Source organism: Streptomyces sp. NPDC046909 (assembly GCF_040644695.1).
Lineage (GTDB): Bacteria > Actinomycetota > Actinomycetes > Streptomycetales > Streptomycetaceae > Streptomyces.
Genome location: NZ_JBEYXC010000008.1, coordinates 141,719 through 162,779 on the forward strand (window position 1 = coordinate 141,719; position 21,061 = coordinate 162,779).

At 71.1% G+C, this 21,061-nt stretch carries 17 protein-coding genes; 6 read left to right on the top strand and 11 right to left on the bottom strand.

Features of this window, described 5'->3' with window-relative positions:
• Positions 1–74: 74 nt before the first annotated feature.
• From ABZ928_RS26475 to ABZ928_RS26490, 4 genes are all read right to left on the bottom strand, one after another.
• Complete coding sequence (locus tag ABZ928_RS26475; RefSeq protein ID WP_361523725.1) at positions 75–887, bottom strand: SDR family oxidoreductase; 813 nt, start codon at positions 885–887, stop codon at positions 75–77.
• Positions 884–2,224 (bottom strand): wax ester/triacylglycerol synthase domain-containing protein, encoded by a 1,341-nt coding sequence (locus tag ABZ928_RS26480; protein ID WP_361523728.1) that lies wholly within the window; start codon positions 2,222–2,224, stop codon positions 884–886. The genes ABZ928_RS26475 and ABZ928_RS26480 overlap by 4 nt, the downstream gene beginning before the upstream one ends.
• A 1-nt stretch (position 2,225) precedes the next feature.
• Positions 2,226–4,058: a benzoate-CoA ligase family protein gene (locus tag ABZ928_RS26485; RefSeq protein ID WP_361523731.1), complete on the bottom strand. Its 1,833-nt coding sequence runs from the start codon at positions 4,056–4,058 to the stop codon at positions 2,226–2,228.
• Between the two features lie 120 nt (positions 4,059–4,178).
• Positions 4,179–5,693: an aminotransferase class V-fold PLP-dependent enzyme gene (locus ABZ928_RS26490; protein WP_361523734.1), complete on the bottom strand. Its 1,515-nt coding sequence runs from the start codon at positions 5,691–5,693 to the stop codon at positions 4,179–4,181.
• A gap of 221 nt (positions 5,694–5,914) precedes the next feature.
• Between ABZ928_RS26490 and ABZ928_RS26495 the strand changes: the two genes are divergently transcribed.
• The 3 genes from ABZ928_RS26495 (at position 5,915) to ABZ928_RS26505 (ending at position 8,663) form a co-directional block, all read left to right on the top strand.
• Complete coding sequence (locus ABZ928_RS26495; protein ID WP_361523737.1) at positions 5,915–6,670, top strand: methyltransferase domain-containing protein; 756 nt, start codon at positions 5,915–5,917, stop codon at positions 6,668–6,670.
• Between the two features lie 101 nt (positions 6,671–6,771).
• Positions 6,772–8,100, top strand: coding sequence for a salicylate synthase (locus ABZ928_RS26500; protein ID WP_361523739.1), 1,329 nt, complete (start codon positions 6,772–6,774; stop codon positions 8,098–8,100).
• The gene (locus ABZ928_RS26505; protein WP_361523742.1) at positions 8,097–8,663 is read left to right on the top strand and encodes a GNAT family protein; all 567 of its coding nucleotides are present in this window, start codon (positions 8,097–8,099) and stop codon (positions 8,661–8,663) included. Before ABZ928_RS26500 ends, ABZ928_RS26505 begins: the two co-directional genes overlap by 4 nt.
• Positions 8,664–8,682: 19 nt before the next feature.
• Here ABZ928_RS26505 and ABZ928_RS26510 read toward each other — a convergent pair whose 3' ends face one another.
• Together ABZ928_RS26510 and ABZ928_RS26515 are read right to left on the bottom strand one after the other, a co-directional pair.
• Positions 8,683–9,726, bottom strand: a complete 1,044-nt coding sequence (locus tag ABZ928_RS26510) for a zinc-dependent alcohol dehydrogenase family protein (RefSeq protein ID WP_361523744.1) — start codon at positions 9,724–9,726, stop codon at positions 8,683–8,685.
• Between the two features lie 128 nt (positions 9,727–9,854).
• On the bottom strand, positions 9,855–11,054 hold the full coding sequence (locus ABZ928_RS26515; protein WP_361523747.1) for a cation:proton antiporter: 1,200 nt from the start codon (positions 11,052–11,054) through the stop codon (positions 9,855–9,857).
• A 54-nt stretch (positions 11,055–11,108) separates the two neighbouring features.
• Here ABZ928_RS26515 and ABZ928_RS26520 point away from each other — a divergent pair, with 54 nt between their 5' ends.
• From ABZ928_RS26520 to ABZ928_RS26530, 3 genes are read left to right on the top strand one after another with little or no spacing between them, the layout of a single operon-like run.
• Entirely contained in the window at positions 11,109–12,059 is a 951-nt protein-coding gene (locus ABZ928_RS26520; protein ID WP_361523750.1) for a PrsW family intramembrane metalloprotease, read from the top strand.
• Positions 12,060–12,110: 51 nt separating this feature from the next.
• Positions 12,111–12,350 (top strand): cation transporter, encoded by a 240-nt coding sequence (locus ABZ928_RS26525; protein ID WP_361523752.1) that lies wholly within the window; start codon positions 12,111–12,113, stop codon positions 12,348–12,350.
• 26 nt (positions 12,351–12,376) lie between these two features.
• Complete coding sequence (locus ABZ928_RS26530) at positions 12,377–14,623, top strand: heavy metal translocating P-type ATPase (RefSeq protein ID WP_361523755.1); 2,247 nt, start codon at positions 12,377–12,379, stop codon at positions 14,621–14,623.
• Positions 14,624–15,414: 791 nt separating this feature from the next.
• Here ABZ928_RS26530 and ABZ928_RS26535 read toward each other — a convergent pair.
• The 5 genes from ABZ928_RS26535 to ABZ928_RS26555 all read right to left on the bottom strand — a co-directional run bounded on the left by ABZ928_RS26535 (position 15,415) and on the right by ABZ928_RS26555 (position 20,992).
• Positions 15,415–16,704 (bottom strand): citrate synthase, encoded by a 1,290-nt coding sequence (locus ABZ928_RS26535; protein ID WP_361523758.1) that lies wholly within the window; start codon positions 16,702–16,704, stop codon positions 15,415–15,417.
• Between the two features lie 179 nt (positions 16,705–16,883).
• On the bottom strand, positions 16,884–19,154 hold the full coding sequence (locus ABZ928_RS26540; protein WP_361523761.1) for an ATP-dependent RecD-like DNA helicase: 2,271 nt from the start codon (positions 19,152–19,154) through the stop codon (positions 16,884–16,886).
• Positions 19,155–19,208: 54 nt separating this feature from the next.
• Complete coding sequence (locus tag ABZ928_RS26545) at positions 19,209–19,343, bottom strand: hypothetical protein (protein ID WP_361523764.1); 135 nt, start codon at positions 19,341–19,343, stop codon at positions 19,209–19,211.
• Positions 19,344–19,346: 3 nt separating this feature from the next.
• Entirely contained in the window at positions 19,347–20,294 is a 948-nt protein-coding gene (locus ABZ928_RS26550) for a pyridoxamine 5'-phosphate oxidase family protein (RefSeq protein WP_361523767.1), read from the bottom strand.
• Positions 20,291–20,992: a hemerythrin domain-containing protein gene (locus ABZ928_RS26555; RefSeq protein WP_361523769.1), complete on the bottom strand. Its 702-nt coding sequence runs from the start codon at positions 20,990–20,992 to the stop codon at positions 20,291–20,293. Before ABZ928_RS26555 ends, ABZ928_RS26550 begins: the two co-directional genes overlap by 4 nt.
• Positions 20,993–21,061: the final 69 nt, after the last annotated feature.

Below are 21,061 nucleotides of genomic sequence, written 5' to 3' on the forward strand. Positions count from 1 at the left end.
CCCTCTCCTGGCTTTGCTCGGGTGCCCGTGGCTTCTCTCTCCGCGGGCACCCTTTTCGCTGCCTCGGCCCCCTCTCACAGCACCGGTTTTCCCGGGGCCGGGTGCGGGCGGTCCTGGGTCGCCGTCGCCACCGACTTGCCGCCGTCGACGCGCAGGGTGGTGCCGGTGATCCAGGAGGCGCGCGGGGAGAGGAGGAAGGCGGCGGCCTGGGCGATGTCGTCCGGTTCGCCGAGGCGGCCCAAGGGGTAGCTGGCGGCGGCCGTCTCCTGCGGTACGCGGGTGATCGGTTCCATGAAGGACGTGCGGACGAAGGCGGGGGCCAGGGCGTTCACCCGTACTCCCGGGGCCAGTTGGTCCGCCAGGTCCTCCGTCAGGCGGTGCAGGGCGGCCTTCGTCGCGCTGTACGCGGGCATACGGAACACCGCGTGCGCGGCGACCGTGTTGAGCATGAGCACCGACCCGCCGTTCTCCTTCATCCAGGCCTCCCAGGCGAGTTGGGTGAAGTGGAGCGCGCCCAGGACGTTCGTCTCGAACATCCGGCGTACGCAGTCCAGGTCGAGGTCGATCGCCGGCTGGTCGAGCGCCGGGTTGATGCCGGTCGCGTAGACGAGCACGTCCAGGCGGCCGAAGGTGTCCATGACCTCTTCGACGGCCGCCCTCCGGTCCTTCTCCTCCCGGCTGTGGGCCCTGATCGCGAGAGTGCGACGGCCCGTCTCCTCGCGGATGCGTCCGGCCGCCTCCCGCAACGGGTCCTCGGTACGGGCCGTCAGAGCCACCGAGGCGCCCTGGCGGGCCAGTTCGGCGGCGATGGCGTACCCGATACCCCGGCTCGCCGACACGACCAGGGCGGTGCGGTCCTCGAAGGCGGCCGGGGTCACCGGGCTCACCGGGCTCCTCCCGGTGCGCAGGTGGCCATGTCGTCGAGGGCCCGGCGCCAGAGGCGTGGGATGGATGCGGCGCCGGGCAGCGCGTGGTCGATCTGGAAGGAGGCGGTGGAGGTGTCGCCGTAGAGGAACAGGCCCACGGTGAGCGGGAATCCGTCGGGGCAGCAGATGATCGGGATCACCCGGTCCACCGGATCGCCGTCGTAGGACAGGTGGTTGGCGATGCGGTACATCGAGCCGACCACCGTCAGGCTCTCCGGTGCCGCCGTGCGGGCGATCAACTGGGCGTATTGAGACGGGTCTTGGGTCAGCAGGTGCCTCAAGGTCCCTCGGTACGCGGGGTCCTTCAGGGGTGCCGTGGCGGGGAGGGTTGCGTTGAGGCGGCGGGTGACGGTCATGGGGCCGCCGGGGAGGTCCAGACGGGCCAGGAAGAAGCGGTTGCCGGGCAGGGCCGTCTCGGTGGGGGTGCGCAGGTTGACCGGGAGCATCAGCGGCAGGACGTCGAGGTCGGCGTCGGGGCGGTGTTCGGCGGCCCAGCGGCTCACCGCGTGCGCGAGGGCGGCCAGATGGACGTCGTTGCTGGTGGCGCCGTAGGCCCTCGCGGTCTCCTTCAGGAGCCGGGTGGGCACCTCCTGCCACAGGACGTGACGGCGGCCGGAGAGCGGTCGGTCCGGGTCGCTCCACAGGGCGTGCGGGCGGGTGCTGCGCCAGAGGTAGGCGGTGGTGTCGAGGAGGCGGCGGGGGGAGGGCGGGGCCTCGGTCTTCCGTGCGGGGCCGGTGGTCGTCGTCGCGGGGGTGTCGCCGTCGGGGGTCTCGGCATTGGGGGTGTCGGCATTGGGGGTGTCGGCATCGAGGGTGTCGTCGTCGGGGCCCAGGAGGATCTCCGCGACGGCCACCAGGTTCGCGGCGTCCTGGACGGCGTGGGTGGTGATGAGGGCGAGGCAGTAGGCGCGCGGGGCGTGGCCGGAGAGGACGGTGAGGCGCCAGGCGGGGGCGTCGGCGGGGAGCGGGTCGCGGAGGAGGGCGCGGAGTGTGTCGTGGAGGTCGGCGGCTGTGACGTGGCGCTCGGTGATGTGGTCGTCGAGGTCCGGGGGTGAGGGGGTCCAGCGGGGAGGTCCCTCGTCGGTGACGAGGAGATGCGTGAGGCAGGGCAGGCGGTGCAGGCGACGCGCGAGCCGTTCGCGCAGACGCCTCAAATCCGGTGTCTCTCCAGTGAGTTGGAGTACGACACCGACGGTCGACGCCGCCTCCGGATGGGAGGCCAGCCGGTCCGCCGTATGGAAGAGGAGGTCCACCGGGCCCGGGGCGGGGGGTGTGAGAACCGAGGTGAGGACGGTCATGTCAGTCGACTCCAGAGAGCGTCGTACGGCTGGCGGCGGGGGCCGCGGTCCGGTCGGTGACGGGCGCTGCGGCCTGGCCGGCGGCGGGGGTCGTGGCCTGGTCGGCGACGGGGGCCGTGGCCCGGTCGGCGACAGGCGCCATGGACCGGTCAGCGACAGGCGCCGTGGCCTGGCCGGTGACGGGCGGCACGGACCGGTCGGTGGCCGGCGCCGTGGCCTGGCCGGTGACGGGCGGCACGGACCGGTCGGTGGCCGGCGCCGTGGCCTGTTCCGGCACCCGTGGTGCCGTCACCCGCCCGCATGCCTCCTCCCGCACCCGGCGTCGGTCGACCTTGCCGGTTCCGGTGGTGGGGAGGGCGGGGACGGGGAGGAAGCGGCGGGGGCGTTTGTGGGAGGGGAGGTGCTCGCGGCAGAAGGCGGTGAGGGCGGCCGGGTCGAAGTCCCCGGAGGACACCGGCACCACGCAGGCCACGGGCCGGTCCAGGCCGTCCGGGTCCGGTGCCGCGACGACACACACGGCGGCCACGGAGGGGTGTCGCAGGAGGAGGTTCTCGACCTCGGCCGGGGCGACCCAGATGCCGCCGCTCTTGATCATGTCGCCGGCGCGGCCGCGGCAGACGTAGAAGCCGTCGGCGTCGCACGTGAACAGGTCGCCCGTGTCGATCCACTCCCCCTGGAAGACGGTGCGGGTGGCGGCGGTGCGGTTCCAGTAACCGGTGGCGGCGGAGGGGGCGCGCACCTTGAGTACGCCGTCCTGGTCGATGCGCAGTTCGTAGCCGGGCACGGGCGTGCCGAGCGTGCCGGGGCGGACCTCGCCGGGGCGGTTGGAGAGGAAGATGTGCAGCGCCTCCGTGGAGCCCATCGCGTTGACCAGGTCGGTCCCGAAGCGGGCTCGGAAACGGTCCTGGAGCTCGGGCGGCAACGGCTCCCCCGCCGACACGGCGACGCGTACGCCGCGGAAGGCGTCCGCCGGGATCCCGGGCTCTCTGAGCAGCGCCGCGTACGACGTGGGGACGCCGAAGAAGACCGTCGGCGCGTCCTCGGCGAGGCGGCGAGCGATGCTCTCCGGGGTGGGCGGGGCTGGGTCGAGTACGGCGGCGGCGCCGGCGGCAAGGGGGAAGAAGCAGGAGTTGCCGATGCCGTACGCGAAGAAGAGCTTGGCGACCGAGAAGCAGCGGTCCTGGGGGCGCAGGCCCAGCACCTCCTGCCCGTACCGCTCGGCGACGCACCTGATGCTCGCGTGCCGGTGCATCGCGGCCTTGGGGGTGCCCGTGGTGCCGGAGGTGTAGAGCCACAGGGCCGGCGAGTCCTCCGTGGTGCGGTCGGCCGCGCGATCGGCGGGCGCGGCCGACTCGCCCGCGGCGACCAGGTGTTCCCAGCGGATCCGCAGCACGGCGGGCGGCGGCCGCACGGGCGCGTCGTCCAGGACGACGACCCCCACCAGGTCGGGAACGGCCGCCGAGTCCCGTACGGCCGTCTGCACCCGGTCGCAGAACTCCGGCCCGGCGAGCAGGTGCCGGCAGCGGGAGTCGGCGACGAGGGCGGTCAGTTCGGCGGGGGTGCTCATGGTGGACACCGGGACGGGTACGGCGCCCATGCGGAGAAGGGCGAGGAGGGCTACGACGGTTTCGGGACCGTCGGCGGCATGGATCAGCACGCGCTCCTCGGGCCGGACCCCGAGCGCGCGCCAGCCTGCGGTCGCGGTGGCGACCCGGGTGGCGAGATCGGCGTACGTGAGGGTGGAACGGGCGCCGATGAGAGCGGGCCGATCGGCGAACCCGCGGGCTATCTGACGGTCGACGAGATAGGTGCCGGCGTTGAAGGGGACGCTCACTGGACCTCCGTGGGTGGGGTGGGAGTGATTGGCAGATCTGTTCGCGCTCCGGACAGGAAAAGCGCAGGTGGCCGACGCGGGCGAGTGGAACGGATCTGCCCATCACCGCGCCCAACCGACCTACGTGTCGCCCCTGCACATGCGCAGGAGTTCCAGGGCCAGGCGGGTGCCGTTCTGGCCCAGGCGGTGGTGGAAGCGTTCGACGACCTCCCGTTCGCGGGCCAGGTCGGTGCGGGACATCGCGCCTTCGAAGCGGGAGCGGCGGATGCCTCGGCTGACTCCGTCGCGGGCGGTGATGAGGCCCATGAGGTCGTCGTCGAGGGCGTCGATGAGGGCGCGCTGCCGGACGACCTGGGCGGCGGCGGAGCGGCGGGGCTGGGGGTGGCCGGTGGGGCGTCCGTTGCGGCGGGGGCGGCGTTGCCAGTCCTCGGTCGCCTCCAGGAGGGCGTCGAGGTCGCGGAGGGTGTTGTACAGGTGGCAGCTGACCCGTACTCCGCCGACGCCGGAGGTGAAGCGGACGCTGACCGCGACTCCCGCCGCGAGCAGCGAGCCCATCAACGCGGCGTCGGCGGACGGGCGTCCCGTAGTGAAGGTGATGATGCCGGAGCGGTGTCGGGGGTCGCGTGGGCTGACGACGGTGAGGCGGAGGCGGTCGAGGCCCTCGGTCAAGTAGTCGGTGAGGGTGCGCAGATGGGCCTCGACGCGTTGGGGGCGCAGTTCGAGGAGGAGGGAGAGGGCGGCCGAAAGGCCCACTGCTCCGGGGTAGTTGCCGGTGCCGCCGGTCTCCCAGGCGTAGGCGTCCTCGCTGAACTCGTAGTCCTGCAACGGGGTCAGGTCCGGGCGGAGGAACGCCTCGCCCCAGGTGCGGGCGGGCGGCTCGGCCGCGAAGAAGCCGGCGAGGGGGCGGCGCAGCCGGGGGCGGGCGGCCGGGTCCAGATAGAGGAAGCCGGTGCCGAACGGTGAGCACAGCCACTTGTGGCCGCCGCAGACGAGGATGTCGACGGGGGTCCGGCGGACGTTCAGCGGCAGGGCGCCGAGGTGCTGGGCCGCGTCCACCACCAGCCAGATGTCGCGGCGTCGGCACAGTTCGGACAGGGCCGCGAGGTCGGCGCGGTAGCCGTTGGTCCACTGGACCGAGCTGAGCGCCACCACCTTGACGTCCCTGGTCAGTTCGGCCCGTACGGCGTCCACGCCGATCCGTCCGGCCTCGTCGTGCGGGACGGTCCGGACCGTGATGCCGCGGTCCTTGAGCTGCTGCCACATCACGCCCATCTGGATGAACTCCAGGTCGGGGATGAGTACTTGGTCCCCGGCCCGCAGCGGCAGCGACTCCAGCGCGATCTTCAGTCCGTGGGTCGCGCTCTCCGTCAGGGCGATGTCGGATGCCTCCGCCCCGATCAGCCGTGCCGCCAACGGCCGCGCCTGCGCCCGTAATTCATTGAGCCGGCCGTGCATCGCGGTGCCCGATTCGGCGGGGCAGTACTGCATTCCCTGCGCGAGATCCGTCACGGCCCGAACGGCCCGCAAAGGCGCTACTCCGATACACGCGGTGTCCAGATACGCCTTGTGCGCCAGCGCGGGGAACTCGCGCCGTACGCAGGCGGTGAAATCGTCGGAAACATATTCTTCACCCACGGGACATACTCCACTGGAGAGGGCGTGTGACCTGCCGTTCTCCGTCCAGTGCAACGGACGGGAGCGAAGCGCTTCAAGGGCGCACATGTGTCGATGAGCGCATGCCCCGGGCACGGTCGGCGCGCATGTATTCATACGACAATCCGCTTAGCGTTGGCCTGATCCAACTCCCCCCGGCTCCCCTCTATTTCGAGGCGCTTTCCGGTGTGACCATTTCTCCTATGCCTCGCTATCTCTTCGACAACAAAGCCCCACAGGCGGCCGGACGCTTTTCCGTACTGGAATCCCGCTACGACCCCGCGTCCAGAAAGGCACTGGAACGCACCGGAATCGGGCCGGGCCGGCGCTGTCTGGAGATCGGCGGGGGCGGGGGTTCGCTCGGGGAGTGGCTCGAAGCCCGGGTCGGGCCGGACGGGGAGGTCACCGTCACCGACCTCGAACCGGCGCATCCCCGGGTCCTCCGCCACGACATCACCCGCGACCCCCTCCCCTCCGGTGCCTTCGACCTGATCCACGCCCGGCTGGTGCTGATCCATCTGCCCGAGCGGCTACGGGTCCTGGAGCGGCTCGTGGAGGCGCTGCGGCCGGGCGGCTGGCTGGTCCTGGAGGAGTTCGACTGCACCTGGACGCCCGTGCTCGCCGCGCCCGACGACAGCGCGGCGGCCCTCTTCGAGCAGGTGCACGGCTCCCTCATGGCGCTGCTGGAGAAGGCCGGCGCCGAACCCCGCTGGGGGCGGCAGGTGGTGGGCGCGATGCTGCGCGCGGGGCTGGCGGACGTCAGCGCCACCACCTACGCGGAGTCCTGGCAGGGCGGCGGCGAGGGCATCCGCCTGCACCGGGTCAACGTCGAGCAGGTCGCCGGAACCCTGGACCTTCCCGCGACCGACCTCGACCGCTTCCTCGCCCTCCTCGACGACCCGTCCTTCGTCGTCAACTCCTATCCCCTGGTGAGCGCCAGGGGCCGTCGCACGTCATAAGTCGCCACGTCATAAGTCGCACGTCATAAGTCACACGTCGGAAGCCACACGCGGCACGCCGCACGCCGCAAGTCTTCAGTCGTCAGTCGTTGGGAGCACTCGTGAAGTACCGGGAAATCCAGCTGCCCGCCACCGAGGAGCCGCTCATGCTCATGGCCCGGCTCGCCCGCAGCGGGCTGTTCGGGCAGTACGCGGTGTACGAGAACGGCGCCGAGTGGTCCTTCGCCGGCGGCGCGCTGGCCGAACTCCGGCTCGACCGGGACTCGTTGGACGGTACGAGGGACCTGGTGGCCGTCGAGGAGTGGCTCGCCTCGCTGCCGGTGACCGGCTACCGCGCCTACGGCTGGGCGGCGTTCGAACTGGGCGCGGCCCTGGCGGGCGTCGACCCGGGCGACGGGCGGCTGCTCTGTCTCGCCGTACCGGCCGGTGAGGTACGGGCCGAGGGCGGGCGGGTGCTCGTACGGGCCGTGGATCCCGAACTGCTGGAGCGGCTCGCCCGGTTCGTCGGTGCGCCGGGCGAACCGGTGGCCGTGCCGGACGGGCGGGTCGGGGCGGCGTTGGACGACCCCGGTGGTTACCGGGAGGCGGTGGCGGCCGTGCTGGCGCATCTGCACGGTCCGGGGCCGCTGGAGAAGGTGATCCTGTCGCGGCGGGTCGAGGTGCCGGTCCCGCTGGATCTGACCGCGACCTATGTGGCGGGGCGGCGGGCCAACACGCCCGCGCGCTCCTTCCTCCTGGACCTCGGCGGCGTCCAGGCGGCCGGGTTCAGCCCGGAGACCGTCGCCGAGATCACCGGCGACCGGCGGGTGGTGAGCCGTCCGCTGGCCGGCACCCGGGCCCGCACCGGCGCCCCGGCCGAGGACGCCCGGCTCCGCGCCGACCTCCTCGGCGACCCCAAGGAGGTCCATGAGCACGCCGTCTCCGTGAAGCTGGCGCTGGAGGAGCTCGCCGCCGTGTGCGACGAGACGTACGTCGCCGAGTACATGACCGTCGAGGAGCGCGGCACCGTGCAGCATCTGGCCTCCGCCGTGGTCGGCCGGCTGCGCGCGGACCGTACGCCCTGGCAGGCGTTCGCGGCCCTCTTCCCCGCCGTCACCGCCACCGGCATCCCCAAGGCCCCGGCCTACCCCCTCATCCGCCGCCTGGAGGGCCGCCCCCGAGGCCTGTACGCCGGTGCCGTGCTCACCTGCGACGCGAGCGGCGCCCTCGACGCCGCGCTCGTCCTGCGGACCGTCTTCCAGGAGGACGGCCACTGCTGGCTCCAGGCCGGTGCGGGGATCGTCCGGCAGTCCCGGCCCGCGCGGGAGCACGAGGAGACCTGCGAGAAGCTGCGGAGCGTGGCGGGGCATCTGGTGCCGGGGGCGGGCGTGTCGGGGGCGCCGGAAATCCCGGGGCAGGTGGGGGCGGTGTCTGACACAGTCGCCCCATGAGCGACTTCTCCGTCAAACCCGTTCTCACCGGCGAGAAGACCGTGCTGCGCCCGTTCACGGAGGCGGACGCGGAGGCCATGTGGGAGATCATCGGCGACCCCGAGGTCATACGGTTCACCGGCGACTCCCCCGGCGAACTCACCCCTCGGCGGCTGCGGGACTGGTACGGCTCCCGCAGCGACCAGCCCGACCGCCTCGACCTCGCCGTCACCGACCCCGCCACCGGTGAGGTCCTCGGCGAGGTCGTCCTCTACGAGTGGGACCCGGGCGCCCGCAGCTGCACCTTCCGCACGCTGATCGGGCCCAGGGGGCGTGGGCGGGGCATCGGCACCGAGGCGACGCGGCTCGTCGTCGGCTACGGCTTCGGGCAACTCGGGCTGCATCGCATCCAGTTGGAGGCGTACGCCCACAACCACCGGGCCCTGCGGGTGTACGAGAAGGCCGGGTTCGTACGGGAAGGGGTGCGGCGGGAGACCGAGCTGCGGGACGGGGTGTGGGTGGACGAGGTGGTGATGGGGATCCTCGATCGGGACTGGGTTGCCCTGAGTTCTACGGCTGGATGACCTCGGCCGGGGGCGCCCCTCAGCTCCACGGCTCGATGACCGTCACGCCCGCCCCCGGTGCCGTCCCCATCGCGGCCAGTGCGGCGGGGGCCGCGTCCAGGGCGATCGAGGACGTGACCAGCAGGTCGGGGCGGAGTACGCCCGCGCGGACCAGTTCCAGCATCGGCGGGTAGGTGTGGGCGGCCATGCCGTGGCTGCCGAGGAGTTCGAGTTCCAGGGCGATCGCGCGGGCCATCGGGACGGGGGTCGTGCCGTCCGCCGAGGGCAGCAGGCCGACCTGGACGTGACGGCCGCGGCCGCGCAGGGAGTTGACCGAGGCCGCGCAGGTGACGGGCGAGCCGAGGGCGTCCAGGGACAAGTGGGCGCCGCCGCCCGTCAGTTCGCGGACCGCCGCCGCCGTGTCCCCGGTCCGCGACGCGTCCACGCACTCCGCCGCGCCGAACTTCCTTGCCAGGTCCAGGGCTTGCGGGGAGACGTCCACCGCGACCACCCTCGCGCCGGACGCCGCCGCGATCATCACCGCGGACAGGCCCACCCCGCCGCAGCCGTGCACCGCGACCCACTCGCCCGCGGCGACCCGGCCCTGCTGCACGACCGCCCGGAACGACGTCGCGAACCGGCAGCCGAGCCCCGCGGCGGTGGCGTAGGAGATGTCGTCGGGGAGCGCCACCAGGTTCACGTCGGCGTGGTCCAGGGCCACGTACTCGGCGAAGGAGCCCCAGTGGGTGAAGCCGGGCTGGGTCTGGTGCGGGCAGATCTGGTGGTCGCCCGCGGCGCAGGTCGGGCAGGTGCCGCACGCGCCCACGAAGGGGACGGCCACTCGGGCGCCGGGGCGCCAGTTCCGCACCTCGGTGCCGACCGTCTCGATGACGCCGGCGAGTTCGTGGCCGGGGACGTGAGGGAGGGTGATGTCCGGGTCGTGGCCCTGCCAGCCGTGCCAGTCGCTTCGGCAGAGGCCGGTGGCCTCGACTCGTACGACGACTCCGTGGGGGGTGGGTGTGGGGGCGGGGACCTCTCGTACCTCGGGCTGTTCACCGAACTGCTCGAATATCACCGCTCGCATCTGCCATCCCCTCGTCGTTTCGGTCTGCGGGTCCATCGTGGCTGGTCGCGCCCCGCGGCGGAGCCGCAAAATCGAAACAGCCCCGCGCCCCTAACGGGGCGCTCATGGTTCCCCTTGTCCTAAAAGCCTCACCACGCCTCCGAACCCCTCAGCGCCTCCTCCGATCCCAGCCTCTCCCCCCGCAGCCTCAGCCCCATCAGCGGGAACACCAGGACCGACAGCATCGCCGCCCCCACCAGCGCCGCCGCCTCGTCCGTTCTCAGGACCTTGTCGTCGACGCCGATCGTGGTGATGGCCACCACCAGCGGCAGGGCGGTCGAGGCGTAGACCGTCAGGGCGCGTCTGTCCCGGGGGACGAGGTCCTGCGGGGCCAGCAGGTACACCGGGACGCCTCGGACCAGCACGAACAGCAGCAGGAACAGCGGCAGGAGCAGCAGGGCGCGGCCACCGGAGAGCAGGGCGTGCAGGTCGAACTCGATGCCCGTGACCACGAAGAACACCGGTACGAGGAAGCCGAAGCCCATCGCCTCGATCTTCTCCAGGACCTGGCCCGCGCTGTCCGGGGCCGCCCCGTGCAGGACGAGGCGGGTGAGGAGGCCGGCGGCGAAGGCGCCGAGGAGGGTGTCGAGGCCGAGGGCCTGGGAGACACCGAGCATGACCATCAGGAGGAGGACGACCAGGCGTACGGCGAACTGGCCGCTGCTGTGCAGGGTCTTCGCGATCACCCGGGAGAACCAGGGCGGGCGCGGGCGCATCGCCCACCACACGGCGGCGGCCGTCAGGAGCGCGAACGCCGCCAGGACCGCCGTGGACCGGCCCGGCGAACGGCCGCTGAGCAGCAGGGCCATGGCGATGATCGGGCCGAACTCCCCCACCGCGCCGAACGCCATCATCACCGAGCCGAACCGGGTGTGCAGATCCCCGGCGTCCCGCAGGACGGGCAGGATCGTGCCGAGGGCGGTGCTGGTGAGGGCCGTGCCGATGTAGACGCCCTTGGCCCAGCCGGACAGCAGGGTGGCCGCGCTGAGCCCCACCACCAGCGAGATGCCCCATGCCCACAGCGAGCGGTTGAGGGTGTCCCCGCGGACCTTGTCGAACTCGATCTCGTACCCGGCGAGGAAGATCAGCATCGTCAGGCCGAGGTCGGACAGGGTGTCGATGACCTGTCCGTCGCCCGCCCAGCCCAGTACGTCAGGACCGGCCAGGATGCCGAGCAGGATCTCGAAGATGACGAGCGGTACGGGCAGCCAGCGGCTGATCCCGTAGGCGAGCAGCGGCGCCAGCACCGCGATGGACATGATCAGTACGAGCGTCCCGGCCTGCGACATAGGGGGTACTTACCATAGGGTTCGGACAAATCCGTCCAACTAGAGGGATTTGCCGTGACCTACTCTCCGCCGCCCGGCGCCCCGCAGGCCCGTATCCCCGGTCCGCAGCAGCCGCCACCGACGTACCCCCAGATCCGGCCCGGCCTGTGGAAGCGCTGTCTGTGGGGCGGGCTGGCGCTGTGGGTGCTGACCGCGCTCGTCACGTACGCCACGAAGAACACGACCCTGCTGCCGACGCTGATCCTGCTCGGCAGCTTCCTGGTGCCGGTGACCTTCGTGCTGTGGGCGTACGAGCGGCACGGGCGGGATCTCGGGGTCAGCGTGATCCTCGGCTGCTTCCTGACCGGCGGCACGCTGGGGGTGCTGGGCGCCTCGGTGATGGAGTACTACCTGCTGCATCCGTCCCTGTGGATGTTCGTGGGCGTCGGCCTCATCGAGGAGGCCGTGAAGCTGGCCGCGCTCGTCTTCGTGCTGCGCAAGCAGCCCCGGTTGCGCGGGATGCGGGCCGGGCTGGTGCTCGGCGCGACCGTCGGCTTCGGTTTCGCGGCGCTGGAGAGCGCCGGGTACGCCTTCAACGCCGCCGTCTCCACCAAGGGCGTCGATCTGCGGGCCCTGTTGCAGACGGAGATCCTGCGCGGGGTGCTCGCCCCCTTCGGGCACGGCCTGTGGACGGCGATCGCGGGTGGCGTGCTGCTGTCGTACCGGCGACCGAACGGGCACTTCCACTTCGCCGGGCCCGTGATCGGGACGTATGCCGGGGTCTCGCTGCTGCACGCGCTGTGGGACTCGACGCACGGGATCGCGCTGTGGCTGGTGGCGCACCTGTCGAGCACCGGCCTGGACAAGTCGCTGTTCGCCCAGGGGTACATGCCGCGGCCCACCGACCAGCAGCAGCATCTGTTCACGCTGTTCTCGGTCGGGCTCATGGTGCTCGTGTCGCTGTTCGGGGTCGCGTGGGTGCGGTCGCTCGCCCGCCGGGACCCCTCTTGGAGAAATACCCCCTAGGGGTATAGAGTGTGAGACACAGGAGTCACACACCTCTATGAGGAGAACGACATGAGCGCCCAGACCGACACCCAGGGTTCCGTGACCACCGTCTACAAGGTGAGCGGGATGAGCTGCGGCCACTGCGAGGGCTCCGTGTCCGGCGAGATCTCCGAGATCGCCGGCGTCACCTCGGTGAAGGCCGTCGCGTCCACCGGTGAGGTCACCGTGGTCTCCGAGGCCGCGCTCGACGAGGCGGCGGTGCGTGCGGCGGTGGACGAGGCCGGGTTCGAGCTCGTCGGCCAGGCCTGACACAGCACTTCTCCGGAGCACGGACCATGATCACCACCGAGACCCCGATAGCCCCGACCTCCGAGGTCGAGCTCCTCATCGGCGGGATGACCTGCGCCTCCTGCGCGGCCCGCGTCGAGAAGAAGCTCAACCGGATGGAGGGCGTGACCGCCACGGTGAACTACGCCACCGAGAAGGCGAAGGTCACCTACACCGAGGGCGTCGGGGTCGCCGATCTGATCGCCACGGTGGTGAAGACCGGGTACACGGCGGAGGAGCCGGCGCCTCCGCGGACGGACGTCGCGAGAGCCGAGGACGGGGCCAAGGACGAGGACCCCGAGCTGACGTCGCTACGGCAGCGTCTCGTCGTCGCGTCCGTCCTCGCCGTCCCGGTCGTCCTGCTCTCGATGATCCCGGCCCTCCAGTTCGACGACTGGCAGTGGCTGGCACTCACCCTCGCCTCCCCCGTGGTCGTCTGGGGCGGCCTCCCCTTCCACAAGGCCGCCTGGACCAACGCCCGGCATGCCGCGGCCACCATGGACACCCTGGTCTCGCTGGGCACGCTGGCCGCGTTCGGCTGGTCGCTGTGGGCGCTGTTCTTCGGGGACGCCGGCATGGCGGGCATGAAGGACGAGTTCAGCTTCTCGGTCTCCCGCGCGGACGGCGCCTCGACCATCTACCTCGAAGTGGCCGCCGGGGTCACCGTCTTCATCCTGCTCGGCCGCTATCTGGAGGCCCGTTCCAAGCGCCGCGCGGGAGCGGCGCTCCGGGCGCTGATGGAACTCGGCGCCAAGGACGTGGCCGTGCTGCGGGACGGCCGTGAGGTGCGGATCCCGGTGGGCCGGCTGACGGTCGGGGACCGGTTCGTCGTACGGCCCGGGGAGAAGGTCGCGACCGACGGCACCGTCGTCGAGGGCGTCTCCGCCGTCGACGCGTCCATGCTGACCGGGGAGTCGGTGCCGGTGGACGTGGGCGTGGGCGACCAGGTCGCCGGGGCCACGGTCAACGCCGGCGGGCGGCTCGTCGTCCAGGCCACGCGCGTGGGCGCCGACACGCAGCTCGCGCGGATGGCGAAGCTCGTCGAGGAGGCGCAGAACGGCAAGGCGGAGGTGCAGCGGCTCGCCGACCGGATCTCCGCCGTCTTCGTACCGGCCGTCATCCTCATCGCCGTCGCCACCTTCGGGGCCTGGCTGGGCGTCACCGGGGACATGGTCGCCGCGTTCACCGCGGCCGTCGCCGTGCTGATCATCGCCTGCCCGTGCGCGCTGGGCCTGGCCACCCCGACCGCCCTCATGGTCGGCACGGGGCGTGGGGCGCAGCTCGGCATCCTCATCAAGGGGCCCGAAGTCCTGGAGTCCACCCGCCGCGTCGACACCGTCGTACTCGACAAGACCGGAACCGTCACCACCGGCCGCATGACCCTTCAAGAGGTGTACGCCGTCCAGGGCGCCGACGAGGAGCTGGTGCTGCGGCTCGCGGGCGCCCTGGAGCACGCCTCCGAGCATCCCGTCGCGCGGGCGGTCGCCGCCGGTGCGGAGGAGCGGGTCGGGGCGCTGCCGCCGGTCGAGGGGTTCGAGAACGTGCCCGGGCGGGGCGTGCGGGGGCGTGTGGAGGGGCGTGACGTCGCTGTGGGGCGGCTCTCCGAGAACGCGGCCGAGTTGCCGCCCGAGCTGGCCCGCGTCAAGGAAGAGGCCGAGAGGGGCGGTCGTACGGCCGTCGTGGTCGGCTGGGACGGGGTGGCACGGGGTGTCGTGGCCGTCGCGGACGCGGTGAAGGAGAGCAGCGCCGAGGCCGTGCGGGAGTTGCGGGCGCTGGGGCTGACGCCGGTGCTGCTGACCGGGGACAACCGGGCCGTCGCGGAGGCGGTGGCGCGGCAGGTCGGGATCGAGCGGGTGGTCGCCGAGGTGCTGCCCGAGGACAAGGTCGACGTCGTGCGGCAGTTGCGGGGCGAGGGGCGGGTCGTGGCGATGGTCGGGGACGGGGTCAACGACGCCGCCGCGCTCGCCACCGCGGACCTGGGGCTCGCCATGGGGACCGGGACGGACGCGGCGATCGAGGCGAGCGATCTGACGCTGGTGCGCGGGGATCTGCGGGTGGCCGCCGACGCCATCCGGCTGTCGCGGCGGACGCTGGCCACGATCAAGGGGAACCTGGTGTGGGCCTTCGGCTACAACGTGGCCGCGCTGCCGCTGGCCGCCGCGGGGCTTCTGAACCCGATGATCGCGGGTGCCGCCATGGCGTTCTCCTCGGTCTTCGTGGTGACGAACAGCCTGCGTCTGCGTGGATTCCGTTGAGAAACCCCTCTGGAGTCCGGCGCGCCACTCACATAAGCTCTTCACAAGGCTCGCGCATCATCCTTACGCTTGGGCTCCGATCGACGTTTCGGGCCCCTTGCGTATCAAACGGACAAATGCAAGAGACGCAGATCACAGTGATGTGAACGTAACCATCGAAGGGGTTCGAAGGTCTAAGTTGACGATGTCAGACCGCGTCTTGGGGGGCGTGTTCTGGCGTCTGGGGATGTCTTGGGGGACTTCCTCAGAGATGCGTTGCCGGGGCACGTACTTCGGGAAGCTTTGAGCGGCCCTCCCGATCGTGCGCTGTCCCGGCAGATCGCACACATCACGAGCAGTACAGCGACTTTTGCTCGTTCTGCTCACACAGCACCACCTGGCAGTACCGAAAGACAGCGAATTCAGGCGCTGCTCTCTCAAACGCCCGGCCGGATCCCGTGGGGGGAATCCGCACCGGGACATGGGAAGGCGCCCTGGTCGTCGGCCCGTGGGGGGACTGGCGCCGGGGCGCCTTCTGCTGCCTTCCCGTACTCCCGCTTACCGGCTGCCTCCGTACCCCTGAATACGTACGAAGGCCCCGCACACGTTCACCGTGTACGGGGCCCTGCGCTGTCGCGGCTCGCTCAAGCGGCTCGACGCCGAGGTCAGCGCTCCTCGACCGGGACGAAGTCGCGCTCGACGACGCCCGTGGCAGCATCTCCCGGGGGACAACCCCCGGACCCCCGGCCACACAGACCAGGGTCACCGCGGCGGGGCACCTCCTACGAAGCGGCGCCCCTCACCGGCAGGTGTCAGCGCTCCTCGACCGGGACGAAGTCGCGCTCGACGACGCCCGTGTAGATCTGGCGGGGGCGGCCGATGCGGGAGCCGGGTTCCTTGATCATCTCGTGCCACTGGGCGATCCAGCCCGGGAGGCGGCCGAGGGCGAAGAGGACCGTGAACATCTCGGTCGGGAAGCCCATGGCGCGGTAGATGAGGCCGGTGTAGAAGTCGACGTTGGGGTAGAGGTTGCGCGAGACGAAGTAGTCGTCGGAGAGCGCGTGCTCCTCCAGCTTCAGGGCGATGTCCAGCAGCGCGTCGTCCTTGCCGAGGGCCGAGAGGACGTCGTGCGCGGCGGCCTTGATGATCTTGGCGCGCGGGTCGAAGGACTTGTACACCCGGTGGCCGAAGCCCATCAGGCGGACGCCGTCCTCCTTGTTCTTCACCTTGCGGATGAAGGAGTCGACATCGCCGCCGTTGGCCTGGATGCCCTCGAGCATCTCCAGGACGGACTGGTTGGCGCCGCCGTGCAGCGGGCCCCACAGGGCGGAGATGCCGGCGGAGATCGAGGCGAACATGTTCGCCTGCGAGGAACCGACGAGACGGACCGTCGACGTCGAACAGTTCTGCTCGTGGTCCGCGTGCAGGATCAGCAGCTTGTCCAGGGCCGAGACGACGACCGGGTCGAGCTCGTACTCCTGCGCCGGGACCGAGAAGGTCATCCGCAGGAAGTTCTCGACGTAACCGAGGTCGTTGCGCGGGTAGACGAACGGGTGACCGATCGACTTCTTGTACGCGTACGCCGCGATCGTCGGAAGCTTGGCGAGGAGGCGGATCGTCGAGAGGTTGCGCTGGTTCTCGTCGAACGGGTTGTGGCTGTCCTGGTAGAACGTCGACAGGGCGCTGACCACCGACGACAGCATCGCCATCGGGTGGGCGTCACGCGGGAAGCCACGGTAGAAGTTCTTGACGTCCTCGTGCAGCAGGGTGTGCTGCGTGATCTCGTTCTTGAAAACGGAGAGCTCGTCGACGGTCGGCAGCTCGCCGTTGATCAGCAGGTAGGCGACCTCCAGGAAGGTCGAGCGCTCGGCCAGCTGCTCGATCGGGTAGCCGCGGTAGCGGAGGATGCCCGCCTCACCGTCGAGGTAGGTGATGGCGGATTTATAGGCCGCGGTGTTGCCGTAGCCGCTGTCCAGCGTCACCAGACCGGTATGGGCGCGGAGCTTGCCGATGTCGAAGCCCTTGTCGCCGACGGTGCTGTCGATCACCGGGTAGGTGTACTCGCCGTCGCCGTACCGCAGTACTACAGAGTTGTCGCTCACGTCTTCCCTCACCGACGTTGTGCCTCATCTTCGAGGTTGCCCTGACTGTCTCTACCATCCCCCATTTGGCGCAGGAGAGTGCACTCGGGGTCGGCCATTGGGCTATTTGACGGCACTCAGTGCCGCCAGCTTGCCCATCCTGCCCCTCCTCGCCCGGTTCCGGAAGGGCTCTGTGACCTTCATGACTCATTTGATCGATCATTTTTTCCACTGAGTCTGAAATCGAGTGCCGTGCACCGCCGTCCCGCCGACACCGTGCGCACCGCCTGACCGATCGCCTTGCGTGAACCGACGAGCACGACCAGCTTCTTGGCCCGGGTGACCGCCGTGTAGAGCAGGTTCCGCTGGAGCATCATCCATGCTCCGGTCGTGACGGGGATCACGACGGCGGGATATTCACTCCCCTGCGAACGGTGAATCGTCACCGCGTACGCATGGGCCAGCTCGTCGAGTTCATCGAATTCGTACGGAACCTCCTCGTCCTCGTCCGTCAGCACCGTGAGTCGCTGGTCGACCGGGTCGAGCGAGGTGACGACGCCCACGGTGCCGTTGAAGACACCGTTCTTGCCCTTCTCGTAATTGTTGCGAATCTGGGTGACCTTGTCGCCCACGCGGAAGACCCGGCCGCCGAACCGCTTCTCCGGCACGTCGGGGCGGCCCGGCGTGATGGCCTGCTGGAGAAGGCCGTTGAGGTTTCCGGCGCCCGCGGGGCCCCGGTGCATGGGGGCGAGCACCTGGACGTCCCGGCGCGGGTCGAGCCCGAATTTGGCCGGAATTCGCCGGGCCGCGACATCCACGGTGAGCCGTCCGGCCTCCTCCGTGTCGTCCTCGACGAAGAGGAAGAAGTCCTTCATGCCGTCGGTGACGGGGTGTTGCCCGGAGTTGATCCGGTGGGCGTTGGTGACGACCCCGGACTGCTGGGCCTGCCGGAACACGCGCGTGAGACGGACGGCGGGGATGGGGCTGCCATCGGCGAGCAGGTCCCGGAGCACCTCACCCGCGCCGACGGACGGCAGCTGGTCCACGTCCCCCACGAACAGCAGATGCGCCCCCGGCGGCACCGCCTTCACCAGCTTGTTGGCGAGCAGCAGGTCCAGCATCGACGCCTCGTCGACCACCACCAGGTCGGCCTCCAGCGGACGGTCCTTGTCGTACGCCGCGTCGCCGCCCGGCTTCAGCTCCAGCAGGCGGTGGACGGTGGAGGCCTCGGCGCCGGTGAGTTCGGCGAGGCGCTTGGCGGCACGGCCTGTGGGGGCCGCGAGCACCACCCTCGCCTTCTTGGCGCGGGCCAGCTCCACGATCGAGCGGACCGTGAAGGACTTGCCGCAGCCGGGGCCGCCGGTGAGGACGGCGACCTTCTTGGTGAGCGCGAGCCTGACCGCGGCCTCCTGCTCGGGGGCGAGGTCGGCGCCGGTACGGGACTTGAGCCAGGCCAGCGCCTTGTCCCAGGTCACGTCGTGGAAGCCGGGCATACGGTCCTCGTCGGTGCGCAGGAGGCGCAACAGCTGGGCGGAGAGGGAGAGTTCGGCGCGGTGGAAGGGGACGAGGTAGATCGCGGTGACGGGTTCGCCGTGCTCGCCGGGCACCTTCTCCCGTACGACGCCGGGTTCACCGGTGTCCTCGTCGGGCTCGGCGAGTTCGGCCAGGCACTCGATGACCAGGCCGGTGTCGACCTGGAGGAGCTTGACCGCGTCGGCGATCAGTCTCTCCTCGGGGAGGTAGCAGTTGCCCTGGTCGGTGGCCTGCGAAAGGGCGTACTGGAGACCGGCCTTGACCCGCTCCGGGCTGTCGTGCGGGATGCCCACAGACTGGGCGATCTTGTCGGCGGTGAGGAAGCCGATGCCCCAGACGTCGGAGGCGAGCCGGTAGGGCTGGTTCTTCACGACCGAGATCGAGGCGTCGCCGTACTTCTTGTAGATCCGCACGGCGATGGACGTGGACACCTCCACGGTCTGGAGGAAGAGCATGACCTCCTTGATCGCCTTCTGCTCCTCCCAGGCGTCGGCGATCTTCTTGGTCCGCTTCGGGCCGAGGCCGGGGACCTCGATGAGCCGCTTGGGCTCCTCCTCGATGATCTGGAGGGTGTCCAGGCCGAAGTGCTGGGTGATCCGGTCGGCGAAGACCGGGCCGATGCCCTTGACGAGGCCCGAGCCGAGATAGCGGCGGATGCCCTGGACGGTGGCGGGGAGGACGGTCGTGTAGTTCTCCACGGTGAACTGCTTGCCGTACTGCGGATGGGAGCCCCAACGGCCCTCCATCCGCAGGGACTCCCCCACCTGGGCACCGAGCAGCGCGCCGACGACCGTGAGGAGGTCGCCGCCGCCTCTGCCGGTGTCGACCCGGGCGACCGTGTAGCCGTTGTCCTCATTGGCGTACGTGATGCGTTCCAGGACACCTTCGAGGACGGCGAGTCGTCGTTCGCCCGTGGGGTTCCCCGCCTGTTGAGCCATGATCCGACGGTACCGGTGGGGTGTGACAACGGGCGGGGGTATCCACAGGCGGGCTCAGTGATGCGGGGAGCGGATCACGTTCCGCATCCGGTCCTCGTCGGGCGGGGTGCACGGAGGTCGGCGGGCGAGCCGGATCGCCGTCGCGATCGCGACGGTCAGGAGACTCGCCGCCACTGCCAGGCTCGCCATGGGTCAGGCCGCGCCTCGCCGCCGGGCGGACCGCGCGATCTCGCGGAACCGGTCCCACTCCACCTTCGGACGCGGCAGATCCCGACGCCGCAGATAGCGGTCGGTGGCGCGCTGGGTGCTGCGCAGGACCTGCACGGCGTCGCTCAGCCGGCCCGAGCCCATCGGCTCAAGCACCTTGTCGGGCACGAGCAGCCAGCCGTCGCCGGTCTGCCTCAACTCGCCGCGGACCAGGGCGTTCTGCATGTGGTTGATGCGTTCGTCGTGCCGGTGGACCAGGAGGGAGGCGGGGCCGGGCACGACGGCGTGGTCGTCCGGCGGGCACACCGCGAAGCCGCCGGGCGCCGGAGTCGTGAGGGTGCGGGCGAGAACGGGCGCCCCGGACTCGTCGCGGGCGGCGAGGACGGCGGTGGGGTAGCGGGAGAGCTGTAGGGCGCCGGGGAGCGCGTCCCCGGCCGGTTCGGCGGTCGGCTCGGCGGATGTCTGCTTCGGCACCGGCAGCGGTCCGGCGGGGCGTATCAGCACCTGGTCCGGGGTGACGGTGATGACGAGCCGCAGGTAGTACCAGTCCATCAGGCGCCGCATGGGGCGGGAGAGGTACGACCGGCTGTGCGGCTGCCGTTCGAAGAGCATCCGCCAGTAGGCGTCGAGGTCCTGAGGGCCCGTCCTGATGTCGTCGGGGCACTCCGCCGTGCCGCCGACGAAGAGGTGCGGGGCGTCGGTGAGGCCGCTGCCGGTGGGGTCGGAGAAGAGCAGGGCGACACGGCCGTCGCGGCGGATGTTCAGGGCCTTCTGCGCGAAGGCGAGGGACGTGGTGAGCACCAGGGTCCCGTCCGGGCGGCGCCACACCGCGGTGGGCCACGCCAGCGGCGTACCGTCGCGGCCCAGTGTGACGAACTCGCAGGTCCGGTAGGCGTCGAGGACGTCCAGAGGGGCGGAGTCGAGTACGGTCACCGTCCCGTCTCCTCGTTCAGCGGACCCCGTACGGCGCGGCAGAACGCGGCGTACTGGCGGCGCCCCACCAGCCACCACGCCAGCCGTCCCAGCAGCGGGGCCCGGCCGAGGAAGTAGGCCCGTTCGTCGTCGGTGGCGTCCTCCAGGATCGCGCCGATGGCGATCATGACCTTGTCCTTCGGGAGGGTCTCCAGGCCACGGCGTCCGACCTCGTCCCACTCGGCGACGGTCAGATGCTCGGCGACCAGCGGGAGGACGAGCTTCTCCTCGTCGTCCAGGTGGTCCAGGAGCGCGAGGCGGTGCTCCTCCAGCGCGAGGGCGAGCTCCTGTCCGGCGACGCTGTCGCCGGACCGCCGCCACTGGGGTGCCCACTCCTCGACCGCCGCGAGGGTCCGGTCGATGTGCCCGTGCTGGTCCTCCATGCGGGCCACCAGGCCGTCCTGTGCGGCGGCCCGCGCGCGGAGCAGCGGCCAGATCAGCTCGTCCTCCAGCGAGTGGTGGTGGTGCAGCCCCGTCACATAGTCGGTGAGGTACGCCGAGACCTCCTCGGCGCGGGCCGACGCCCCGTCCGGTACGGCCCGGACCAGGCGCGGGAGCAGCGCGGACTCCCGGCGGAAGACGCGGTGCACGACGACCATCTCGTGGGTGTAGGGGCGGCCGTCGGCGGGAAGGCCGGACGGTGTGCTGCTGGGGGTCACGCGGGTGTCCTTCGACGTTCGGATACAGACGGCGGCCACGCTCGCGGGGCGCGCTTGGCGGTGACATGG